20 protein-coding genes are annotated in these 19,919 nt (G+C 63.8%); 7 read left to right on the forward strand and 13 right to left on the reverse strand.

Going from position 1 to position 19,919, the window contains the following annotated elements:
- The first annotated feature begins 9 nt into the window (after positions 1–9).
- Genes AB4Z43_RS19460 through AB4Z43_RS19470 form a run of 3 tightly spaced genes read left to right on the forward strand, consistent with a single transcriptional unit; the run spans position 10 to position 3,219 of the window.
- Positions 10–960, forward strand: a complete 951-nt coding sequence (locus AB4Z43_RS19460; protein WP_441938826.1) for an ABC transporter permease — start codon at positions 10–12, stop codon at positions 958–960.
- On the forward strand, positions 950–1,765 hold the full coding sequence (locus tag AB4Z43_RS19465; protein ID WP_019862950.1) for an ABC transporter permease: 816 nt from the start codon (positions 950–952) through the stop codon (positions 1,763–1,765). The genes AB4Z43_RS19460 and AB4Z43_RS19465 overlap by 11 nt, the downstream gene beginning before the upstream one ends.
- A 26-nt stretch (positions 1,766–1,791) precedes the next feature.
- The gene (locus tag AB4Z43_RS19470; protein ID WP_019862951.1) at positions 1,792–3,219 is read left to right on the forward strand and encodes a gamma-aminobutyraldehyde dehydrogenase; all 1,428 of its coding nucleotides are present in this window, start codon (positions 1,792–1,794) and stop codon (positions 3,217–3,219) included.
- 61 nt (positions 3,220–3,280) lie between these two features.
- Here AB4Z43_RS19470 and AB4Z43_RS19475 read toward each other — a convergent pair whose 3' ends face one another.
- From AB4Z43_RS19475 to AB4Z43_RS19525, 11 genes are all read right to left on the reverse strand, one after another.
- Complete coding sequence (locus AB4Z43_RS19475; protein ID WP_010913185.1) at positions 3,281–3,595, reverse strand: hypothetical protein; 315 nt, start codon at positions 3,593–3,595, stop codon at positions 3,281–3,283.
- Between the two features lie 37 nt (positions 3,596–3,632).
- The gene (locus tag AB4Z43_RS19480; protein WP_027047699.1) at positions 3,633–3,995 is read right to left on the reverse strand and encodes a nuclear transport factor 2 family protein; all 363 of its coding nucleotides are present in this window, start codon (positions 3,993–3,995) and stop codon (positions 3,633–3,635) included.
- 84 nt (positions 3,996–4,079) lie between these two features.
- Positions 4,080–4,559: a carboxymuconolactone decarboxylase family protein gene (locus tag AB4Z43_RS19485; protein WP_019862954.1), complete on the reverse strand. Its 480-nt coding sequence runs from the start codon at positions 4,557–4,559 to the stop codon at positions 4,080–4,082.
- A 108-nt stretch (positions 4,560–4,667) separates the two neighbouring features.
- Positions 4,668–6,221, reverse strand: a complete 1,554-nt coding sequence (locus tag AB4Z43_RS19490; RefSeq protein WP_027047700.1) for an alpha/beta fold hydrolase — start codon at positions 6,219–6,221, stop codon at positions 4,668–4,670.
- A 115-nt stretch (positions 6,222–6,336) separates the two neighbouring features.
- Positions 6,337–6,645: a formate dehydrogenase subunit delta gene (locus tag AB4Z43_RS19495; RefSeq protein WP_019862956.1), complete on the reverse strand. Its 309-nt coding sequence runs from the start codon at positions 6,643–6,645 to the stop codon at positions 6,337–6,339.
- Positions 6,635–7,462, reverse strand: a complete 828-nt coding sequence (fdhD, locus tag AB4Z43_RS19500) for a formate dehydrogenase accessory sulfurtransferase FdhD (protein ID WP_064984532.1) — start codon at positions 7,460–7,462, stop codon at positions 6,635–6,637. The genes AB4Z43_RS19495 and fdhD overlap by 11 nt, the downstream gene beginning before the upstream one ends.
- Positions 7,462–7,686, reverse strand: coding sequence for a hypothetical protein (locus AB4Z43_RS19505; RefSeq protein WP_019862958.1), 225 nt, complete (start codon positions 7,684–7,686; stop codon positions 7,462–7,464). The genes fdhD and AB4Z43_RS19505 overlap by 1 nt, the downstream gene beginning before the upstream one ends.
- Before the next feature lie 31 nt (positions 7,687–7,717).
- On the reverse strand, positions 7,718–10,633 hold the full coding sequence (fdhF, locus tag AB4Z43_RS19510; RefSeq protein WP_019862959.1) for a formate dehydrogenase subunit alpha: 2,916 nt from the start codon (positions 10,631–10,633) through the stop codon (positions 7,718–7,720).
- 10 nt (positions 10,634–10,643) lie between these two features.
- Positions 10,644–12,200, reverse strand: coding sequence for a formate dehydrogenase beta subunit (locus tag AB4Z43_RS19515; protein ID WP_441938759.1), 1,557 nt, complete (start codon positions 12,198–12,200; stop codon positions 10,644–10,646).
- On the reverse strand, positions 12,197–12,676 hold the full coding sequence (locus AB4Z43_RS19520; RefSeq protein ID WP_019862961.1) for a formate dehydrogenase subunit gamma: 480 nt from the start codon (positions 12,674–12,676) through the stop codon (positions 12,197–12,199). The genes AB4Z43_RS19515 and AB4Z43_RS19520 overlap by 4 nt, the downstream gene beginning before the upstream one ends.
- 135 nt (positions 12,677–12,811) lie before the next feature.
- Positions 12,812–13,711 (reverse strand): LysR family transcriptional regulator, encoded by a 900-nt coding sequence (locus tag AB4Z43_RS19525; RefSeq protein ID WP_038653788.1) that lies wholly within the window; start codon positions 13,709–13,711, stop codon positions 12,812–12,814.
- Between the two features lie 169 nt (positions 13,712–13,880).
- Here AB4Z43_RS19525 and AB4Z43_RS19530 point away from each other — a divergent pair, with 169 nt between their 5' ends.
- Both AB4Z43_RS19530 and AB4Z43_RS19535 read left to right on the forward strand, forming a co-directional pair.
- Positions 13,881–14,522, forward strand: a complete 642-nt coding sequence (locus tag AB4Z43_RS19530; protein WP_027047702.1) for a DUF47 domain-containing protein — start codon at positions 13,881–13,883, stop codon at positions 14,520–14,522.
- Positions 14,523–14,525: 3 nt separating this feature from the next.
- Positions 14,526–15,530, forward strand: coding sequence for an inorganic phosphate transporter (locus AB4Z43_RS19535; RefSeq protein ID WP_038651914.1), 1,005 nt, complete (start codon positions 14,526–14,528; stop codon positions 15,528–15,530).
- A gap of 16 nt (positions 15,531–15,546) precedes the next feature.
- On the opposite strand, the gene AB4Z43_RS19540 is transcribed toward AB4Z43_RS19535, so the two are convergent.
- Positions 15,547–15,924: a VOC family protein gene (locus AB4Z43_RS19540; RefSeq protein ID WP_441938760.1), complete on the reverse strand. Its 378-nt coding sequence runs from the start codon at positions 15,922–15,924 to the stop codon at positions 15,547–15,549.
- Between the two features lie 207 nt (positions 15,925–16,131).
- Here AB4Z43_RS19540 and AB4Z43_RS19545 point away from each other — a divergent pair, with 207 nt between their 5' ends.
- Positions 16,132–17,301: an Mrp/NBP35 family ATP-binding protein gene (locus tag AB4Z43_RS19545; RefSeq protein WP_441938761.1), complete on the forward strand. Its 1,170-nt coding sequence runs from the start codon at positions 16,132–16,134 to the stop codon at positions 17,299–17,301.
- A gap of 16 nt (positions 17,302–17,317) precedes the next feature.
- Here AB4Z43_RS19545 and AB4Z43_RS19550 read toward each other — a convergent pair whose 3' ends face one another.
- Positions 17,318–17,767, reverse strand: a complete 450-nt coding sequence (locus AB4Z43_RS19550) for an SRPBCC family protein (protein WP_019862969.1) — start codon at positions 17,765–17,767, stop codon at positions 17,318–17,320.
- 149 nt (positions 17,768–17,916) lie between these two features.
- Between AB4Z43_RS19550 and AB4Z43_RS19555 the strand changes: the two genes are divergently transcribed.
- Entirely contained in the window at positions 17,917–19,722 is a 1,806-nt protein-coding gene (locus AB4Z43_RS19555; RefSeq protein ID WP_019862970.1) for an IlvD/Edd family dehydratase, read from the forward strand.
- Positions 19,723–19,919: the final 197 nt, after the last annotated feature.

A 19,919-nucleotide genomic window follows, 5' to 3' on the forward strand; every position in this document is an offset into this window, starting at 1 on the left:
GACGCCACCATGCCGCGCGCCACGGCTCCTGCCATCCTGCCAGGCAGCGGCGGCATGCGCGGCGCGCTGTCGGACCTGTTCTGGCGCCGGCCGCAACTGCTTCTGCTGCTCATGCTTTTGCCGCCGGTGCTGTGGCTCGGCATCGTCTATATCGGCTCGCTCTTCGCGCTGCTGGCACAGAGCTTTTTCTCCATCGACGAGTTCTCCGGCCTCATCAACCGCCAGTTCACGCTGAAGACCTATGGCGACCTGTTGCAGGCCGCCAATCTCGACATCATCCTGCGCACGGTGACGATGGCGGCTCTCGTCGCCGTGGCCTCGGCCATCGTCGCCTTTCCGATCGCCTACTATGCCGCGCGCTATGCCCGTGGCCGCTGGAAGGCGCTGTTCTATCTCGGCGTCATGCTGCCGCTGTGGTCGAGCTATCTGGTCAAGATCTATGCCTGGAAGCTTATCCTGGCCAAGGAAGGCATCCTCACCTGGCTCTTCGCCAAGTTGCATGTGCTGTGGCTGCTCGAGGCCTGGCTGGCGTTGCCGATCGTCGGCGGCAACTCGCTGTCGGTGTCGTTCACCGGCACATTCATCGTCTTCGTCTATGTCTGGCTGCCCTTCATGATCCTCCCGGTACAGGCGGCCCTCGAGCGCGTGCCCGGCAATCTGGTCGAAGCCTCCTCCGATCTCGGCGCTTCGCCCGGCCAGACCTTCCGCAACGTGCTGTTCCCGTTGGCGCTGCCCGGCATTGTCGCCGGCTCGATCTTCACCTTCTCGCTGACATTGGGCGATTACATCATCCCACAGATCATCGGCACGTCGCGCCTGTTCATCGGCCAGGCCGTCTATTCGCAGCAAGGCACCGCCGGCAACATCCCGCTCGCCGCCGCCTTCACCGTGGTGCCCATCGTCATCATGGGTTTCTACCTCTGGGGCGCCAAGCGCATGGGGGCTTTCGATGCGCTCTGACCGTGGTCAATCGGCTCCGCTCGGCTTGAAGATCGCCGCCGCTTGCGGCCTGCTCTTCCTGCATTTGCCGATCCTGCTGATCTTCGTCTACGCCTTCACCACCGAGGAGAAGAGCTTCGTCTGGCCGCCGCCGGGGCTGACCACGCAGTGGTTCGCCGTCACATGGAACCGGCCTGACGTCTGGGAAGCGCTGTCGCTGTCGGTGCGCGTCGCCACCATCTCGACGGCGATCGCACTGGTGCTCGGCACGCTGTGCGCCGCCGCTGTGTCACGGACGAAATTCTTCGGCCGCGAGACCATCTCGCTGCTGGTCATCCTGCCGATCGCGCTGCCCGGCATCATCACCGGTATCGCGCTCCGCTCGGCCTTTTCGCTCGCCGACATTCCTTTCTCGTTCTGGACCATCGTGCTCGGCCACGCCACTTTCTGCGTGGTCGTCGTCTACAACAATGCGGTCGCCCGTTTCCGCCGCACATCCGGTTCGATGATCGAGGCGTCTATGGATCTCGGCGCCGACGGTTTTCAGACCTTCCGCCATGTCGTGCTGCCCAACATCGCCACCGCGCTGCTTGCCGGCGGCATGCTCGCCTTCGCGCTGTCCTTCGACGAGGTCATCGTCACCACCTTCACCGCCGGCCAGCAGCAGACCGTGCCGATCTGGATGCTGGAGGAACTGATCCGCCCGCGCCAGCGCCCGGTCACCAATGTCGTGGCCATGGTCGTCGTGCTGGTGACGCTGCTGCCCATCCTGTTTGCCTATTACCTCACCCGCGACGGCGACCAGATCGCCGGTTCGGGCAAATAACGTCAGTTCGTAAGGGAGAGACGTCCATGGACACCCAGATGCTGATCGGCTCGAAATTCGAGAACGGCGCCGAGACTGAGGAGCCGATCCTCAATCCGAAGACCGGGGCGACCATTCTCAACCTGCCCGAGGCCAGCCAGGCGCAGATCGAGGCGGCGGTGGCGGCCGCCGAACAGGCGTTCGTCTTGTGGTCGCGCACGACGCCGGCGCAGCGCTCTGGTTATCTCCTCAAGATCGCCGACCGCATCGAGGCCGAGGCCAAGGACTTCGCCGCTCTCGAGGCGCTGAACTGCGGCAAGCCGATCAATTCCGTGCTCAATGACGAGATTCCGGCCATCGTCGACTGCTACCGCTTCTTCGCCGGCGCGGTCCGTTCGATGCCGGGCGTCGTCGCCGGCGAATATCTTCCCGGCCACACCTCGATGGTGCGGCGCGATCCGATCGGCATCGTCGCCTCGATCGCGCCCTGGAACTACCCGCTGATGATGATGGCCTGGAAGCTGGCGCCGGCGATCGGCGGCGGCAACACCGTCGTCTTCAAGCCGTCGGAGCAGACGCCGCTGACGGCGCTGAAGCTGGCCAGGATCCTGGCCGAAATCCTCCCCGCAGGCGTGGTCAATGTCGTGCTCGGCCGCGGCGATAGCGTCGGCAACGCGCTGATCAACCATCCCAAGGTCAACATGATCTCGATCACCGGCGATGTCGCCACCGGCAAGAAGGTGCTGCAGGCGGCCGCCAAATCGGTCAAGCGCACGCATCTCGAACTCGGCGGCAAGGCGCCCGTCGTCGTCTTCGACGACGCCGATCTAGGTTCCGTCGTCAACGGCCTGCGCGCCTTCGGTTACTACAATGCCGGCCAGGACTGCACCGCTGCCTGCCGCATCTATGCCGGCAAGAAGATCTACGACAAGCTCGTCGCCGATCTGTCCTCGGCGGTTTCGACCATCAAGTACAACCAGCCGGACGACACCGAAAACGAGATTGGCCCGCTGATCTCGCGCCGCCAGCGCGACCGCGTGTCGAGCTTCGTCGAACGCGCCTCGGAATTGAAGCACATCGAGATCACCACCGGCGGCAAGCCGGGCGAGGGCACCGGCTTCTACTATCAGCCGACCGTCGTCGCCGGCGCGCTGCAGGAGGACGAAATCGTACGCCGCGAGGTGTTCGGCCCGGTCGTCTCGATCACCCGTTTCACGGAAGTCGACGAAGCGGTTAACTGGGCCAATGACAGCGACTACGGCCTGGCGTCATCGGTGTGGACCAAGGACGTCTCGCGCGCCATGGCGACGGCGGCACGTCTGCAATATGGCTGCACGTGGATCAACACCCATTTCATGCTGACCAACGAGATGCCACATGGCGGTCTGAAGCAGTCCGGCTACGGCAAGGATATGTCGCTCTACGCGCTGGAAGACTATACCGCCGTGCGGCATGTCATGGTTGCGCACGCATAACGCATTCCTTCTCCCCGTTCACGGCAGGGGAATCCCCCTGCCGTGAACGGGGAGAAGAACGCTACTCGACGATACGATAGATGTTCCACAGGCTGGTGCCTGACACGACGTAGGGCTCCATCTCCTTGCCCCATTTGGCGTGTGCGTCGATCTTGCTGATCTTGGCGAACATCGCCTCCAGCTGGGCCAGGCTTTCCACCTGATGATGCGACTCGACCGTCGCTTCGCGTGCGCCGATCGATCCGGTCATGATCTGGAACTTCAGCTCGGCGAGGCCGACCTGCGAGCCGATCTCGCGTTCCCATTTCTTCAACAGGTCGAGCACGGTCTGTTTATGCCCGAACTTCGCGTCGATCTGCCATCTGGCGCTGAACATGTTGGTTCCTCCCAAGGTTGAGTTGGCGGCTGTTTGCCTATTCGTCCCAGGCTTGCACGACGGTCTGCCGCGCGATCCGCCCGTTCTTCAGCTCCAGCATCGCGGCGGCGAACACTTTCGTGCCGTCCGGATAGGCGCAGGCCTGGGTGAAGGCGAGGCTGTCGCCGTCGGCGATCGTGGTGTCGACCTTGTGGGTCATCGCCCGGCTGCAGATGTCGTCCCAGAAGGTGGCGATCGCCGCGCGCCCGCGGACTTCGCGCGGCTTGCTCGGCGGGTTGTTGCGGTCGATCACCCGCACCAACGCGTCGTCGGCATAGAAGCTCGACAGCATCTTACCATCGCGGCTCTCGATCGCCTTCTTGATCGCCGCGCCATCCACGACTTGAGTCTTGGTCAGCATCTTATCCTCCATGTGCCCGTCTTCACGATCGGGCGGTTGATATTCAGTAGGGACTGCCCGACGCTCGCCGCCAGGCAGGGATTTTCACTGCGACTTCGCCTTGACGGCGGCGAAGACATCGTCGGTCTGCTTCTTGAACGTGGCGAGATCGACCTGGCTGCCATTGAGCATTGTCGACCAGTGGCGCACGATCGCCGCCATCGCGATCGTCTCCTTGATCTCCTCGTCGCTCGCGCCGTTGAGCTTGGCGGCCTCGGTATGGAAATAGATGCAGTACTGGCAAGGTATCTGCGAGGCCACCGCGAGGCCCATCAGTTCCTTGGTCTTGCCGTCCAGAGCGGTTTTCGGGTTGAGTTGGACGCCCTTGATCTCGGCCCAGGCGCCGGCGATGGCGACGTCAGGCAGTGTCTTGAACATGTCCGGCACGGAGCCGAGCGTCGCCTGGATGTCCTTGTAGGCGGCTGTCGCCGACGCATCCTCGGCCTTCGCGGGAGAGATCGTGAGCAGCGCGCCAATCCCTGCCGCGATCACAAGTGATCTGACATTCAGTTTTGACTTGAGCATTTCATCCTCCGTTCGCAGTGCCCTTCCGGCGATATCCGCCTGGCCTGCATGGGGGAATTGATAGCGCTTACATCCGCCTGGCCGCTTCGCCCGAAAGCGCCATGGCTCTCATGGCCCGTCCGGGCCAGTGTGCCGGACCGAGAATACCGCCGCCGCCGCTCGCGACGGCAGGTCGAGCTTGAGCAATATGTTGGCGACGTGGCGCTTGACCGTGTGTTCGCTCAGCCTGAGCTCGGCTGCGATCGCGGCATTGCTCTTGCCGTCGGCAATCAGGCTCACCACCTCGCTTTCCCTCGCCGTCAGCACGGACGGTTCGGTCGTTTTGGTCCTGGCGCGGCAGTCAGGCTCCAGATGCTGTTCCGACATTGCCCGCACCAGCGCCATGGGCTCGTCCAGATCGTCCAGCGTGACCCGGCTGGCGTCTTCGAAATGCAGGCCTGAGCCGGTTGCCAGATCAGCGACCAGCCGCGACGCCAGGATATCGCCCCGGCTGGCGCGCGCGGCGATCTGCATCGTCACGCGGGCCGTCAGCCCCACCGGCGGCCCGCGCATTTCGATCTCCCCGACATGCGCGCCCTGCGCGCTGGCCACGCCGATCCCTTGCGCTGCCTCGCGCAGCGCCGCTGCACAGCGTATGGCGCGCGCCGGTCCATCGAAGCGCGAAATCATCATCTCGCCTTGCGTACCCAGCGCTCGGCCGCCATGGCGCCCGACCAGCAACCGCCAGGTTTCCTGGAAGCGCTCGCTGCGTTCGCTCCACACGCGGTCGCCCATCCGCGTCGTATCGTAGATGCGCGTCACCAGAAGTGCCGCCAGCACGCGGTCGGCTTCGGCGACGGCGCGCTCGCCGGTCAGGAATTCCTCGATCAGGTCGGCGACCCGGTCGACATCGCCGGTCCAGATCGGATGGTCGCGCCCGGGAATCTCGACCAGCCGCGCATTCGGGATTTTCTTGGCCAGGAAACGGCTGGCGTCGGGATCGACCCGCGCATCGTTGCGGCGATGGATCAGCAGCGTCGGCGCGCTGATCGCCGCCAGCACACCACGTACATCGATTTCCGCATTCATTCGCGCCAGTGCCGCCGCTGCCGTCGGGCTCGCCGACAGCCGCTCGAAACGCGCCCACCACTGGGTAAAATGCGCGTCGTCGACCCGGCCCGGCGCGAAATTCGGCAAGGTGGCACCGGTGCCCCAGGCCGTCTCGGCGGTGGCGATGAAGGCGTTGAGGCGTTCGGGCGGCATCACCCATTTGTGGAAATGCGCATAGCCGCCATAGAGCGCCAGCGCGCGCGTCCGCTCGGGATAGGTGGCGGCGAACAGCATTGCCATCGGCGCGCCTTCTGAAGCGCCAAGCAGGGCAGCACGACCGCTGCCGGCGGCGTCCATCACCGCGCGCACATCGTCCATGCGCGTTTCAAGACTGGGCAGGTTGTGCGCATCGACACGGTCGGAAAGGCCGGTGCCGCGCTTGTCGAACAGGATCAGCCGCGAGAACGCCGAAAGCCGCCTCAAGAGCCTTGTATAGCCCTCGTCTTCCCAATGCAGGTCGAGATTGGAAATGAAGCCCGGGACGAAGACGAGATCAAGCGAACCCTGGCCGACCACCTGATAGGCGATCCGCGCCTCGCCGCTGAGGGCATATCGGGTCTCGATCGGCCTCACGAGTTTCTTCCGCCCGGCCTGACGATTTCTGATCGTCAACCATAGCAGAGCCGCTTCGGTAGCGGCAGCTCAAACTTTAGCGAAAGTGAATGTATACCGGGACCGCCCGCTGCGGCTACTTTTGTGACGCGGCGACGTCTGCCGGGGAGGGGGTGAGTCCGAGCTTCAGATCGGCCTCGGCTGGCGTGATCGGCCGCTTGATCCTGGCCGATGCAGCCACGACGAGTTCATCGAACCCTTCGCCGCTATCCAGCAGTTCGAAGAACTGTCGCCGCATCCTCGGTTCCCAGAATTTGTTGATGTGCTCGGCGACGCCGGCAACCCCTTCCTCGCGTGACTTGGAATGGAAGAAGGCCGCGATCTGGTTGGCCATGCGCACCAGCTTTTCGCTGGTGCTCGTGATGTGGTCTTCGTCATGCGACATGCTGGGCAACTCCCAAAACCACCCGGTCGGGGTGGGTGAAAACATCGAAATCCTCGCCGCGCACCAGGGCGACCAGCGTCATGCCGGCCTCATCGGCCGTGCGGATGGCAAGCGCGGTCGGCGCCGAGACAGCGATGATGAAGGCGGAGCCGATCGCCGCCGTCTTCTGCACCATCTCGACCGACACGCGCGACGTCACCACGACAGCGCCCGACGCACCGTCGATGCCGGCTTTGGCCAACGCCCCGGCCAGCTTGTCCAGCGCATTGTGGCGGCCGACATCCTCGCGCGCCATGACGACGCCCTTGCCGGGAATATAGAAGCCGGCGGCATGGACGGCTCCGGTTTCCTGATGCAGCGGCTGCACCTTCGACAACAGCTTGACGGAGCGGACGATGTCGTCGGTATCAAGCGTAAGTTTTGACGCACCAACAGCGTCGACGGAGCGCATGGCTTCCTCGATGGATTCAATGCCGCACAGCCCGCAGCCAACCGGCCCGGCAAGCCTGCGCCGCCGCGCCTCGAAGCGTGTATTGGCCTTATCCTTGAGCCGGATCTGGATATCGATGCCGGCGCCATGATCCTCGACCTCGATCGCCTCGATTTCTTGCGGGTCGGCAATGATGCCTTCCGTCAGCGAGAAGCCGAGCGCGAAATCCTCGAAGTCGGCGGGGCTCGCCATCATCACCGCATGCGTGGTTCCGGCAAAGGAAAACGCCACCGGCGTCTCCTCCGGCACCATGCGGTTGGCAACAGCCGTACCGCTGGCGCGGTGCGCGAGGCGGGAAGTCTGGCTGATCGGCTGGCGGGAGCGCATTAGTCCTGCTTCATCCACTTTGGCGTCAACTCTGGAACGTCGTGCGCGATCATCTCGAACGCCTTGTAGTGTCCAAGGCCCATTATATTTCCGACAATGCGGCGAAGCTTGTCGAAGTCTTCCTTGGCCGCATGCTCCTGAATATCGAACAAAAACTGATTCAGGTCGGCGCCTTGCTTTTCACACAGGCGCATAAGCTTTTCGTAGGCTTCCTTTTGGGTCACCCCTGTTTCCTCCGACCGCGAGGCCGCCAGACTACTCGGCCGCCTGCAGCGAGGCGATGCGGCGGCTGTTCCTGGCCTGCTCATCGTACTCGCGCTGCCAGTCCGACGGGCCATTGGAGGCGCCGACCTGCACTGCCGTCACCTTGTACTCCGGACAGTTGGTCGCCCAGTCTGAGAAGTCGGTGGTGATGACGTTGGCTTGCGTGTCGGGATGGTGGAAGGTGGTGTAGACCACGCCGGGAGACACCCGGTCGGTGATCAGCGCCCGCAGCGTCGTCTCGCCCGAGCGGCTGGTCAGCCGCACCCAGTCGCCATCGCGCAGGCCGCGGTTTTCGGCATCGTGCGGATGTATCTCCAGCCGGTCTTCCGCGTGCCACATGACGTTGTCGGTGCGCCGCGTCTGCGCGCCGACATTGTACTGGCTGAGGATGCGGCCGGTGGTCAAAAGCAGCGGGAAGCGCGGCCCGGTCCTCTCGTCCGTCGCGACATATTCGGTGCGGATGAACTTGCCCTTGCCGCGCACGAAACCGTCAATGTGCATGATCGGCGTTCCGAGCGGGGCCTTCTCGTTGCAGGGCCATTGCACCGATCCGACGCGGTCGAGCAACTCGAAGGAGACATTGGCGAAGCTCGGCGTCGTCTGGGCGATCTCGTCCATGATCTGCGACGGATGCGTGTAGTTCCAGTCGAGCCCGATGGCGCGGGCAAGCTCCTGCGTCGCTTGCCAATCGGCATAGCGCGCCTTCGGTTCCAGCACCTTGCGCACCATGTTGATGCGGCGCTCGGCATTGGTGAAGGTGCCGTCCTTTTCCAGGAAGGTCGAACCCGGCAGGAAGACATGCGCGTAGTTCGCGGTCTCGTTGAGGAAGAGATCGTGCACGACGACGCATTCCATGGCCGCGAGACCGCCCGCGACATGCTTGGTGTCGGGATCGGACTGCAGGATGTCCTCGCCCTGGATGTAGATGCCCTTGAAGGAGCCGTCGACGGCGGCGTCCAGCATGTTGGGAATGCGCAGGCCGGGTTCGTCGTCCAGCTTTACGCCCCACAGGCTCTCATAGATGTCGCGCACGGCTTCGCCGGAGATGTGGCGATAGCCGGGCAGTTCGTGCGGGAAGGAGCCCATGTCGCACGAGCCCTGCACATTGTTCTGGCCGCGCAGCGGGTTCACGCCGACGCCCGGCCGGCCGATATTGCCGGTAGCCATTGCGAGGTTGGCGATGGCCATCACCGTGGTCGAGCCCTGGCTGTGCTCGGTGACGCCGAGGCCGTAATAGATCGCGCCATTGCCGCCCTTGGCGTAGAGCCGCGCGGCCCCCCGGATCAGTTCCGGGTCGACGCCGGAAAGCTTGCCGACGATCTCGGGGCTGTTCTCCGGCAAGGCGACGAAGGAGGCCCAGTCCTGGAACTCCGTCCAGTCGCAGCGTTCGCGGATGAAGGCTTCGTCGAAAAGCCCTTCGGTGACGATGACATGCGCCAGTGACGTCAGCACCGCCACGTTGGTGCCGGGCTTCAGCGGCAGGTGATAGTCGGCCTCGACATGCGCCGACTTGACCATCTCGGTGCGGCGCGGATCGAGCACGATCAGCTTCGCGCCCTGGCGCAGCCGCTTCTTCAGACGCGAGGCGAACACCGGATGGGCGGAAACCGGATTGGCGCCGATGACGACGGCGACGTCGGTGAATTCGACGGAATCGAAATCCTGCGTGCCGGCCGAGGTGCCGTAGGTCTGGCCGAGTCCGTAGCCGGTCGGCGAATGGCAGACGCGGGCGCAGGTGTCGACATTATTGTTGCGGAAACCCTGCCGCACCAGCTTCTGGACGAGATAGGTCTCCTCATTCGTGCAGCGCGAGGAGGTGATGCCGCCGATCGAGGTGCGGCCGTACTGATACTGGATCCGGCGGAATTCCTTGGCCGTGTGGGCGATCGCCTCTTCCCAGCTCACTTCGCGCCACGGATCGGAGATCTTCTCGCGGATCATCGGCGACAGGATGCGGTCCTTGTGCGTGGCGTAGCCATAGGCGAAACGGCCTTTGACGCAGGAATGGCCGTGGTTCGCCTTGCCGTCCTTGTAAGGCATCATGCGGATGACTTCGTCGTCCTTCACCTCGGCCTTGAACGAGCAGCCGACGCCGCAATAGGCGCAGGTGGTGACGGCCGAGCGTTCCGGCATGCCCTTCTCGAGCACCGTCTTCTCGCGCAGCGCGTCGGTCGGGCAGGCCTGCACGCAGGCGCCGCAGGACACGCATTCGGAAGCGATGAAATCCTCATGCATGCCGGCGACCATGCGCGATTCGAAACCGCGGCCCTCGATGGTCAGCGCGAAGGTGCCCTGCACCTCCTCGCACGCCCGCACGCAGCGCGAGCAGACGATGCACTGCGCCGGATCATAGGTGAAGTAAGGATTGGATTCGTCGCGGGCGATGTAGTCGACCGCCAGCGAGCCATGGCCGGGCGCCACGCCGTCTTCTTCCTGCTTGACGTGGTTGCGGCCCTCGACGCCGTAGCGGTTCTCGGTCAGGCCGACCGACTTCGCCACCGTGTCGAATTCGCTGGCGCCGGTGCCGGCCTTCTCGTTCCATCCGGTCGGATGGTCGGAGACGTAAAGCTCCATGACGCCGCGGCGGATCGCGTCGAGCCGGTCGGACTGCGTGCGCACCACCATGCCTTCACCGACCGGCGTCGTGCAGGAGGCCGGCGTGCCGCCGCGCCCTTCGATCTCGACCAGGCAGACGCGGCACGAGCCGAACGAGTCCAGCATGTCGGTGGCGCAGAGTTTCGGGATCTCGACCCCGCCTTCCATCGCCGCGCGCATGATCGAGGTGCCTTCCGGCACCGTGATGCTGCGGCCGTCGACGCTCAGCGTGACCTGCTTTTGCGCCCGCGATTCCGGGGTTCCGTAGTCGATCTCTTCAACGAGCGATGGGAAGTCGGCCTTGATGTTCATCTGCCAGCTCCTACTCAGCAGCCACGCGCGCCGGCGCGGGCTTGAAATCTTCGGGGAAATGCGTGATCGAGCTCATCACCGGGTAGGGCGTGAAGCCGCCCAGCGCGCACAGCGAACCGAACTTCATCGTGTTGCAGAGGTCGGTGACCAGCGCGAGGTTCTTTTCCGGCTCGATCCCGGCGGCAAGCCTGTCGATGGTCTCGATGCCGCGCGTCGAGCCGATGCGGCAGGGCGTGCACTTGCCGCAGCTTTCGATGGCGCAGAACTCCATGGCGAAGCGCGCCTGCTTCAGCATATCGGCCGTGTCGTCGAACACGGTGATACCGGCATGGCCGATCAGCCCGTCGCGCTTGGCGAATTCCTCGTAGTCGAACGGCGTGTCGAACAGGGCGCGCGGGAAATAAGCGCCAAGCGGGCCGCCGACCTGTACTGCCTTCACCGGACGGCCGGTGGCCGTGCCGCCACCGATGTCATCGACGATCTCGCCGAGCGTCAGGCCGAAGGCGGTTTCGAACAGGCCGCCATTCCTGACATTGCCGGCGATTTGGATCGGGATGGTGCCGCGCGAGCGGCCCATGCCGAAATCCTTGTAGAAGGCGGCGCCCTTGTCCATGATGATCGGCACCGAGGCGAGGCTAATGACGTTGTTAATCACCGTCGGCTTGCCGAACAGGCCCTGGATGGCCGGCAGCGGCGGCTTGGCGCGCACCACGCCGCGCTTGCCTTCGAGGCTGTTCAACAGCGAGGTTTCCTCGCCGCAGACATAGGCGCCGGCGCCGACGCGGATTTCCATGTCGAAGGCGTTGGGCGAACCCAGCACATTGACGCCGAGGACACCGGCCTTGCGGGCGATTTCGACGGCTTTGTTCATTGTCGCCACCGCATGCGGATATTCCGAGCGGATATAGACGAAGCCCTTGGTCGCTCCTGTGGCGATGCCGGCGATCGTCATGCCCTCGATCAGCACGAAGGGGTCGCCCTCCATGATCATGCGGTCGGCGAAAGTCGCGCTGTCGCCCTCATCGGCGTTGCAGACGATGTATTTGCGCTCCGATGTCGTATCCAGCACCGTCTTCCACTTGATGCCGGTCGGGAAGCCGGCGCCGCCGCGGCCGCGCAGGCCCGAGTCCGTAACCTGCTTGACGATGTCGGCCGGCGCCATGGCCACCGCGTTCTGCAAACCCTTAAGCCCGCCAAGCGATTTGTAGGCGTCGAGCGACAGCGGGTCGTTGATGCCGCAGCGGGCGAAGGTCAGCCGGGTCTGCTTGGCCAGGAACGGGATCTTGTCGGGCGCGCCGAGCCAGCGCTTGTGGTGGCCACCGGTGAGGAAGCCGCTGTCGAACAGGCTCTTGACGTCGGAAGGCTTGACCGGTCCGTAGGCGACGCGGCCGTTGGCGGTCGCCACTTCGATCATCGGTTCGAGGAAATAGGCGCCGCGCGATCCGTTGCGCACGATCTTGGCCTCGATGCCACGCTCGGCGAGTTCCTTGGCGATCGCCTTGGCGACCTTTTCAGCGCCGAGCGCCAACGCGCCGGAATCGCCGGGAATGTAGATGCGGGGGATCATGAGCGCACCTCGGCAAGGATCTCGTCGATCTTCTCGTCATCGAGCCGCCCGATCACCTCGCCGTCGAGCATCGCCGACGGCGAACAGGCGCAAAGCCCGAGGCAATAGACCGGCTCGAGTGTAACCGATCCGTCGCGGGTGGTCTCGTGGAAACCGATGCCCAGCAACTGTTTGATCTTGGCGGCGACGGCATCCGAGCCCATCGACTGGCAGGCTTCCGCCTGGCACAGCTTGAGAACATGCCGCCCGGCCGGCCGGGCACGGAAATCATGGTAGAAGGTGACGACGCCGTGCACCTCGGCCCTGGAGAGGTTCAGCCCATCGGCGATGACCGGCAGTGCCGCCTGCGGCACATGGCCGAATTCTTCCTGGATCTCGTGCAGGATCGGCAGCAGCGGGCCCTCGAGGCCTTTCAGTTCTTGGATAATCGCCGCCGTGCGCGATGCGATCTCGGTACTTGCAGGCTGCATCGTCATGCAGCGCCCTCCCTGGTCGGTAGCGCTCCAGCGCTAAGTCGTTACAAAAACAGAGGAAACCAGCGAAATCAATAAAGCTGATCCGTCGCTTGATAGAAATTTTCTATCAAGCCCGCTCAGCCGCCATTCTCTACCCTAGCGATGGGCGCGGAAATCGTCTGCCAGCGCCATTGCCTCGTCCAGCAGCGCCTGCACCAGCGGCGTGTGCGGCTCACGCGGCGCGGCCACCAGGCCGACCGTGTGGCTGGCGTCGGGCTCGACGATCGGAATGGCCCGGATCGGCTCTGAAAAGCCGAATGTTTCCGCGAGGTTGAGCGGCATGATCGACGACCATTTGCCGGTGTGGATGTGCGAGAACAGCACGATCATCGAATTGGATTCGAGCGTCGGCCGCACTTGCACTCCGGCCTCGGCCAGATGCTGGTCGATGATGCGGCGGTTCTGCATGTCCGGCGTCAGCAGGCACAGCGGCAACCGGCTGATCTCGGCCCATGTCACTTTGTCGCGGTCGGAATAGGGGTTTCCGACCGCAGTGATCAGCTGATAGCGCTCGTCATAGAGCGGCACGCTGGTCACCCGCCCGAGCGGCTCGTTGTCGAGATAGGTGATACCGGCATCGATGTCGAAATTGCCGAGCAGCGACAAGACTTCGATCGAGGTGCGCGACAGCACCGAGAAGGTGACGCCGGGGTGCTTTTCGCGAAACGGCGTCGTCAGCCGCGCCACCATGGCGAGCGCGGTCGGGATGGCGGCAATGCGGATGCGTCCGGAAAGGCCGTGGCGCGCCGCGCGCATCTCCTCTCGCATGGCCCTTGAATCGCCGACGATGCGGCGCGCCCAGACCAGCACCTGCTTGCCTTCCGGCGTCAGGCCCTGGAACCGCGACCCGCGATTGACCAGCATGACGCCGAGTTGTCCCTCCAGCTGCTTGATCCCAGCCGACAAGGTCGGTTGGGTGACCCCACAGGCTTCCGCCGCCCGGCCGAAATGCTCTTCCTTGGCCAATGAGATAAAGAATTCGAGTTTGTCGATCATGCCATCCTTCCGGTCGTCATGCGCAGGCTCGGGGAAATTCGCCTTTGCCGCAAGCGCCATGCGTAATCGTTCCGCATCCACATCTTTCAGCCGGCTTACTGTTTCCCGCGGCGTCATGCGGCGCTATGTCAATGAAACGGTCGTGAACCGGGCGCGATGGGAGACTGACATGCTGGGCTGGTTCCGCAAGCTGCTGCCGCGCGAAGATCGTTTCTTCGAGCTGTTCGAGAGGCATTCCCGCACGGTGGTCGGCGGCGCGGAAGCGCTGCAGCAACTGCTTCAGGGCAAGGACATCGATCGCTGGTGCCAGACGATCGTCGATCTCGAGGACGAGGCCGATCATATCACGGCGGAGGTCCTGCTTGCCGTGCGGCGCTCTTTCATCACGCCTTTCGATCGCGGCGACATCAAGGATCTGATCCAGTCGATGGATGACGCCATCGACATGATGCACAAGACCGTCAAGACGGTGAGGCTGTTCGAGAAGAGGGAGTTCGATCCGCTGATGCAGGAAATGGGCGCCGTCATCGTCGACGCCGCCCGGCTGGTCGCGGAAGCAATCCCGCTGCTCGCCAAGGTCGGTGCCAACAGCGCACGCCTCAACGCCCTTGCCGAGGAGGTGATGCGCGCCGAAGGCCGGGCCGACGACTTGCATGAGCAGGGTTTGAAGGATCTGTTCAGGCGCCATGGCCGCGGTGATGCGATGGCCTATCTGATCGGCAGCGAGATCTATGGCCAGCTGGAAAAGGTGGTCGACCGTTTCGAGGACGTTGCCAACGAGATCAGCGGCATCGTCATCGAGAACGTCTAGACGATGGATGCCGCGATCGCCTTTCCCCTGCTGGCCGGCCTCGTCGCCGTCGCGCTGTTCTTCGATTTTCTCAATGGTTTGCACGACGCCGCCAATTCCATCGCCACCATCGTCTCGACACGTGTGCTCAGGCCGCAATATGCAGTGCTCTGGGCGGCCTTCTTCAACTTCATCGCCTTCATGTTCTTCGGCCTTCATGTCGCCGAGACCGTGGGAAAGGGCATCGTCGACGTCAGCATCGTCACGCCGGCGGTAATCTTCTCGGCCCTCGTCGGCGCCATCGTCTGGAACATCGTAACCTGGATCGCCGGCATCCCCTCGAGCAGTTCGCACGCGCTGATCGGCGGGCTGGTCGGTGCCGGTGTTGCGAAGGGCGGCATCGGTGCCATCGTCTGGTCGGGACTTGGCAAGACGGTCGCCGCGATCGTGCTCTCGCCGGCGACCGGTTTTGCGCTGGCGCTTGTCCTGATCCTGGTGGTTTCCTGGCTGTTCGTGCGTCAGACGCCGTTCGCCGTCGACAACACCTTTCGCGTCCTGCAGTTCTTTTCCGCCTCGCTCTATTCGCTCGGCCATGGCGGCAACGATGCGCAGAAGACCATGGGCATCATCGCCGTGCTGCTCTATTCGCAAGGCATGCTCGGCGAGAAATTCTACGTGCCGCTCTGGGTCGTCCTGACCTGCCAGTCGGCGCTGGCGCTTGGCACGCTGCTCGGCGGCTGGCGGATCGTCCACACAATGGGTTCGAAGATCACCCGGCTCAATCCGATGCAGGGCTTCTGCGCCGAAACCGGCGGCGCCATCACGCTGTTCGCCGCCACCTGGCTCGGCGTTCCCGTATCGACCACGCATACGATTACCGGCGCCATCATCGGCGTCGGCGCCGCCCGCCGCGTCTCGGCGGTGCGCTGGGGCATCGCCGGCAACATCGTCATCGCCTGGATCGTCACCTTGCCGGCGACGGCGGCGATTTCGGCTCTCACTTATTTCGTCACAAGCCTGGCAGGCTGACGCGGAGCGCCGAAGCCTATTTGTCGACGAGGTTCAGGATGTTGCCGTCCGGGTCCTTGAACCAGGCGACTTTCATGCCTTGGCCGACATGGATGTCGCCCTTGATCGTCAGGCCGGGCATTTCGTAATGCTCGAAGACAACGCCTTTCGATTTCAATGATTTGACGACAGTCTCGATCTGATCGCCTACCGTCCACGTCACCGCCGTCGCCTTGTTGGTACCTGCGAATTGGGAATGATAGACATTGATGAGCGTGTCGCCGCTTTTGTAGACGACAAGCTCGCCGCCCATGTCGTCGATCTGCTTGAGGCCTAGCGTGCCTTGATAGAAGGCCTTTGCCTTTGCCAGGTCCTTGACGGCGAGATTGGCCGTTGCGTTGCTTTTCTCGAGCATGACCGTCTCCTTCCCGCATTGTCGTGTCCTCGTTCAGGCAAACGAAATAGGGCACGCGGCCCGTTTGGCCATCGGCCGGAAGCGTCATCCGGCAAGAATCCGACAGCATCGGTCGTTTTCCGTGGCACGCCGGGCAAGCCTTTGCGTCACGGCTTGGTTCTCGCCGGAAACTGCACTATCTGCATTGCCAAACGCCGAGGAAAGATCATGTCCGTCACCAAGGAAATCGTCACCGAGCGCCTGAAGACGGTCAACGGACCGGACTTCACCGGCAACATCGTCGATCTCGGTATGGTTTCCGAGATTTTCATCGCCGATTCGAAAGTCTTCTTCTCGATCACCGTTCCCGCCGCCAGGGCGCAGGAAATGGAACCGCTGCGCGCCGCCGCGGAGCGCGTGGTGAAAGCAATTCCGGGCGTCGCCGGTGCCGTGGTGGCGCTGACGGCGGAAAGAAAGGGCGGCGGCATGGAGGCGCCGGTGTCCGCGCGCCCCGCACCCAGGCCGGCACCGCCGGCGACCCCCCAGCGTCCCGCGCCGCAGGCGCCGGCCTCACACAGCTCGGGCAAGCGCGGCGTGCCCGGCATCGAGGCGATCATCGCCGTTGCTTCCGGCAAGGGCGGCGTCGGCAAGTCGACCACCGCCGTCAATCTGGCGCTTGGCCTTGCCGCCAACGGCTTGCGGGTCGGCGTGCTCGACGCCGACATTTACGGCCCATCCATGCCGAAGCTGCTCAACATCCATGGCCGGCCACAGACGGTTGACGGCAAGATCCTGAAGCCGATGGAGAATTACGGCCTCAAGGTGATGTCGATGGGCTTCCTCGTCGATGAGGAGACGCCGATGATCTGGCGGGGCCCGATGGTGATGTCGGCGCTGACGCAGATGCTGCGCGAGGTCGAATGGGGCCGGCTCGACGTGCTTGTCGTCGATATGCCGCCCGGAACCGGCGATGCGCAGCTGACCATGGCGCAGCAGGTGCCGCTGGCCGGTGCCGTCATCGTCTCGACGCCGCAGGACCTGGCGCTGATCGATGCCCGCAAGGGACTGAACATGTTCAAGAAGGTCGACGTACCGCTGCTCGGCATCGTCGAGAATATGAGCTATTTCATCGCGCCCGATACCGGCAAGCGCTACGACATTTTCGGCCATGGCGGCGCGCGCCGCGAGGCCGAACGCCTCGGCGTCACCTTCCTCGGCGAAGTGCCGCTGGAAATGGGCATCCGCGAAAGCTCGGATGCCGGGCAGCCGGTGGTTGTCTCGAAGCCCGATAGCGCGGAGGCCAAAGCCTATCGCGACATCGCCGCCAAGGTCTGGGACAGGGTCAATGAGGAACGCGGCGCGGCCGAAGCCGCAGTGCCGAGCATCGTCTTCGAGTGACCTCGCAGCGAAACGGTCAGCCGCCGACCTTCTCGCCGAAACTCGAAAAGAACTGCCCGGCCAGTTTTTTCGACGTCGACTCGATCAGCCGGCTGCCGAGCTGGGCAATCTTGCCGCCGACATCGGCCTTGGCCGCGTATTTGAGCACCGTGGCATCCGGCCCATCCTCGGTCAGCGTCACGTCGGCGCCGCCCTTGGCGAAGCCGGCAATGCCGCCCTTGCCTTCGCCCTGGATGGTGTAGGAATGCGGCGGCTTGAGATTTTTCAGCGTCACTTCGCCGTTGAAGGTGGCCTTGATAGGCCCGATCTTCAGCACCACCGTCGCGGCCATCTCGGTCGGCGACTTCATGTCGAGGCTCTGGCAACCGGGAATGGTCGCCTTCAAAACCTCGGGATCGTTCAGCGCTTCCCAGACTTTTTGCAGGGGTGCGGCAATGCGTTCCTCGCCTTCGATCACCAAAGCCATCAAGAACCTCCCGGAAACAATGGTCTGAAGCCCTAGCGCAGAGGTGCTGTTGTGTCTATCGCACCAAAGTGCGGGTTGGGAACGCGTGTGCCCCTTGCTTGCATTGACGCGTTGTCATATCGATTTGTCATACAAATACGGAGACCGTGATGGCCGGCGCCCCCACCAAGAAGAAAAAATTCCGCTCGCAGGAGTGGTTCGACAACCCTGACAACCCCGGCATGACGGCGCTCTATCTTGAGCGATACCTGAATTACGGGCTGACGCGCGCCGAACTGATGTCGGGCAAGCCGCTGATCGGCATCGCCCAGACCGGCTCGGATCTGTCGCCCTGCAACCGACACCATATCGAGCTCGCCAAGCGCGTGCGCGAAGGCATCGTCTCGATGGGCGGCATTCCCTTCGAATTCCCATGCCATCCGATCCAGGAGACCGGCAAGCGCCCGACCGCGGCCCTTGACCGCAACCTTGCCTATCTAGGCCTCGTCGAGGTGCTCTACGGCTACCCGCTCGACGGCGTCGTGCTGACCATCGGTTGCGACAAGACGACGCCGGCGCTGCTCATGGCGGCGGCCACCGTCAACATCCCGGCCATCGCCCTGTCGGTCGGCCCGATGCTCAACGGCTGGCACAAGGGCAAGCGCACCGGCTCCGGCACCATCGTCTGGGAATCGCGCCAGCGCCTGTCGGCCGGCGAGATCGACTATGACGAGTTCATGGATATCGTCGCCTCCTCGGCGCCCTCCACCGGCTACTGCAACACGATGGGCACCGCCACCACGATGAATTCGCTGGCAGAAGCGCTCGGCATGCAGCTGCCGGGCTCGGCCGCCATCCCGGCCCCTTACCGCGAGCGCGGGCAGATCGCCTACGAGACGGGCAAGCGCATCGTCGACATGGTGCATGAGGATTTGAAACCGTCGGACATCATGACGCGCAAGGCCTTCGAGAATGCCATCGTCGTCAATTCGGCGATCGGCGGCTCGACCAACGCGCCGATCCATCTCAACGCCATTGCCCGCCATCTCGGCGTGCAGCTCGACAATGATGACTGGCAGGAGATCGGCCTCAAGGTGCCGCTCCTCGTCAATCTGCAGCCGACGGGCGAGTATCTCGGTGAGGATTATCATCACGCCGGCGGCGTGCCGGCCGTAGTGGCCGAGCTGATGAAGGGCGGGCTGTTGCCGCATCCCGATGCCCTGACGGCCAATGGCAAGTCGATCGGCGACAATTGCAAGGCGGCGGTGGTCGAAAACGCCGATGTCATCCGCAGCGTCGACAAGCCGCTGAAGGTCAATGCCGGCTTCATCAACCTCAGCGGCAACCTGTTCGATTCGGCGATCATGAAAACCAGCGGCATCTCGCCGGAATTCCGCGAGCGCTACCTCTCCAATCCGAAGGACCCGGAAGCTTTCGAAGGCAACGCCATGGTCTTTGACGGGCCGGAGGATTACCACGCCCGCATCGACGATCCGGCGCAAGGCATCGACGAACACACGATCCTGTTCATGCGCGGCGCCGGCCCGGTCGGCTATCCCGGTGGCGCCGAGGTCGTCAACATGCAGCCGCCGGCATACCTCATCAAGAAGGGCATCCATGCGCTGGCCTGCATCGGCGACGGCCGCCAGTCGGGCACGTCGGGCTCGCCGTCGATTCTCAACGCCTCGCCGGAAGCTGCCATTGGCGGCGGACTGGCGCTGCTCAAGACAGGTGATCGCGTCCGCATCGACCTGAACAAGGGCACCGCCAACATCCTGGTCAGCGACGAAGAGATCGCCAAGCGGCGCGCGGCGCTGCAGGGCAATGGCGGCTACCACTATCCGCAGCACCAGACGCCGTGGCAGGAAATCCAGCGCGGCATGGTCGACCAGTTCGACCAGGGCATGGTGTTGAAGCCGGCGGTGAAATACCAGGATGTCGCGCACACCAGGGGCGTGCCCAGGGACAATCACTGATTGCTCCGGGGACAATCACTGATTGCTCCTGGGACAATCACGGATTGCTCCGGGGACAATCACTGACGCTGAATCGGCGGCGGCCTGGTCAATCGGGTCGCCGCCGCCGTTTTCAGTTCTGTGTGGTTTGTCCCGGTCGAGGCCGGTCACGATCCTTGACAAGCGCTCGCAACAAATCCACCATTGTGGCCAAGGGG

It is taken from the genome of Mesorhizobium sp. 2RAF45 (assembly GCF_052115225.1).
Classification (GTDB): domain Bacteria; phylum Pseudomonadota; class Alphaproteobacteria; order Rhizobiales; family Rhizobiaceae; genus Mesorhizobium; species Mesorhizobium jarvisii.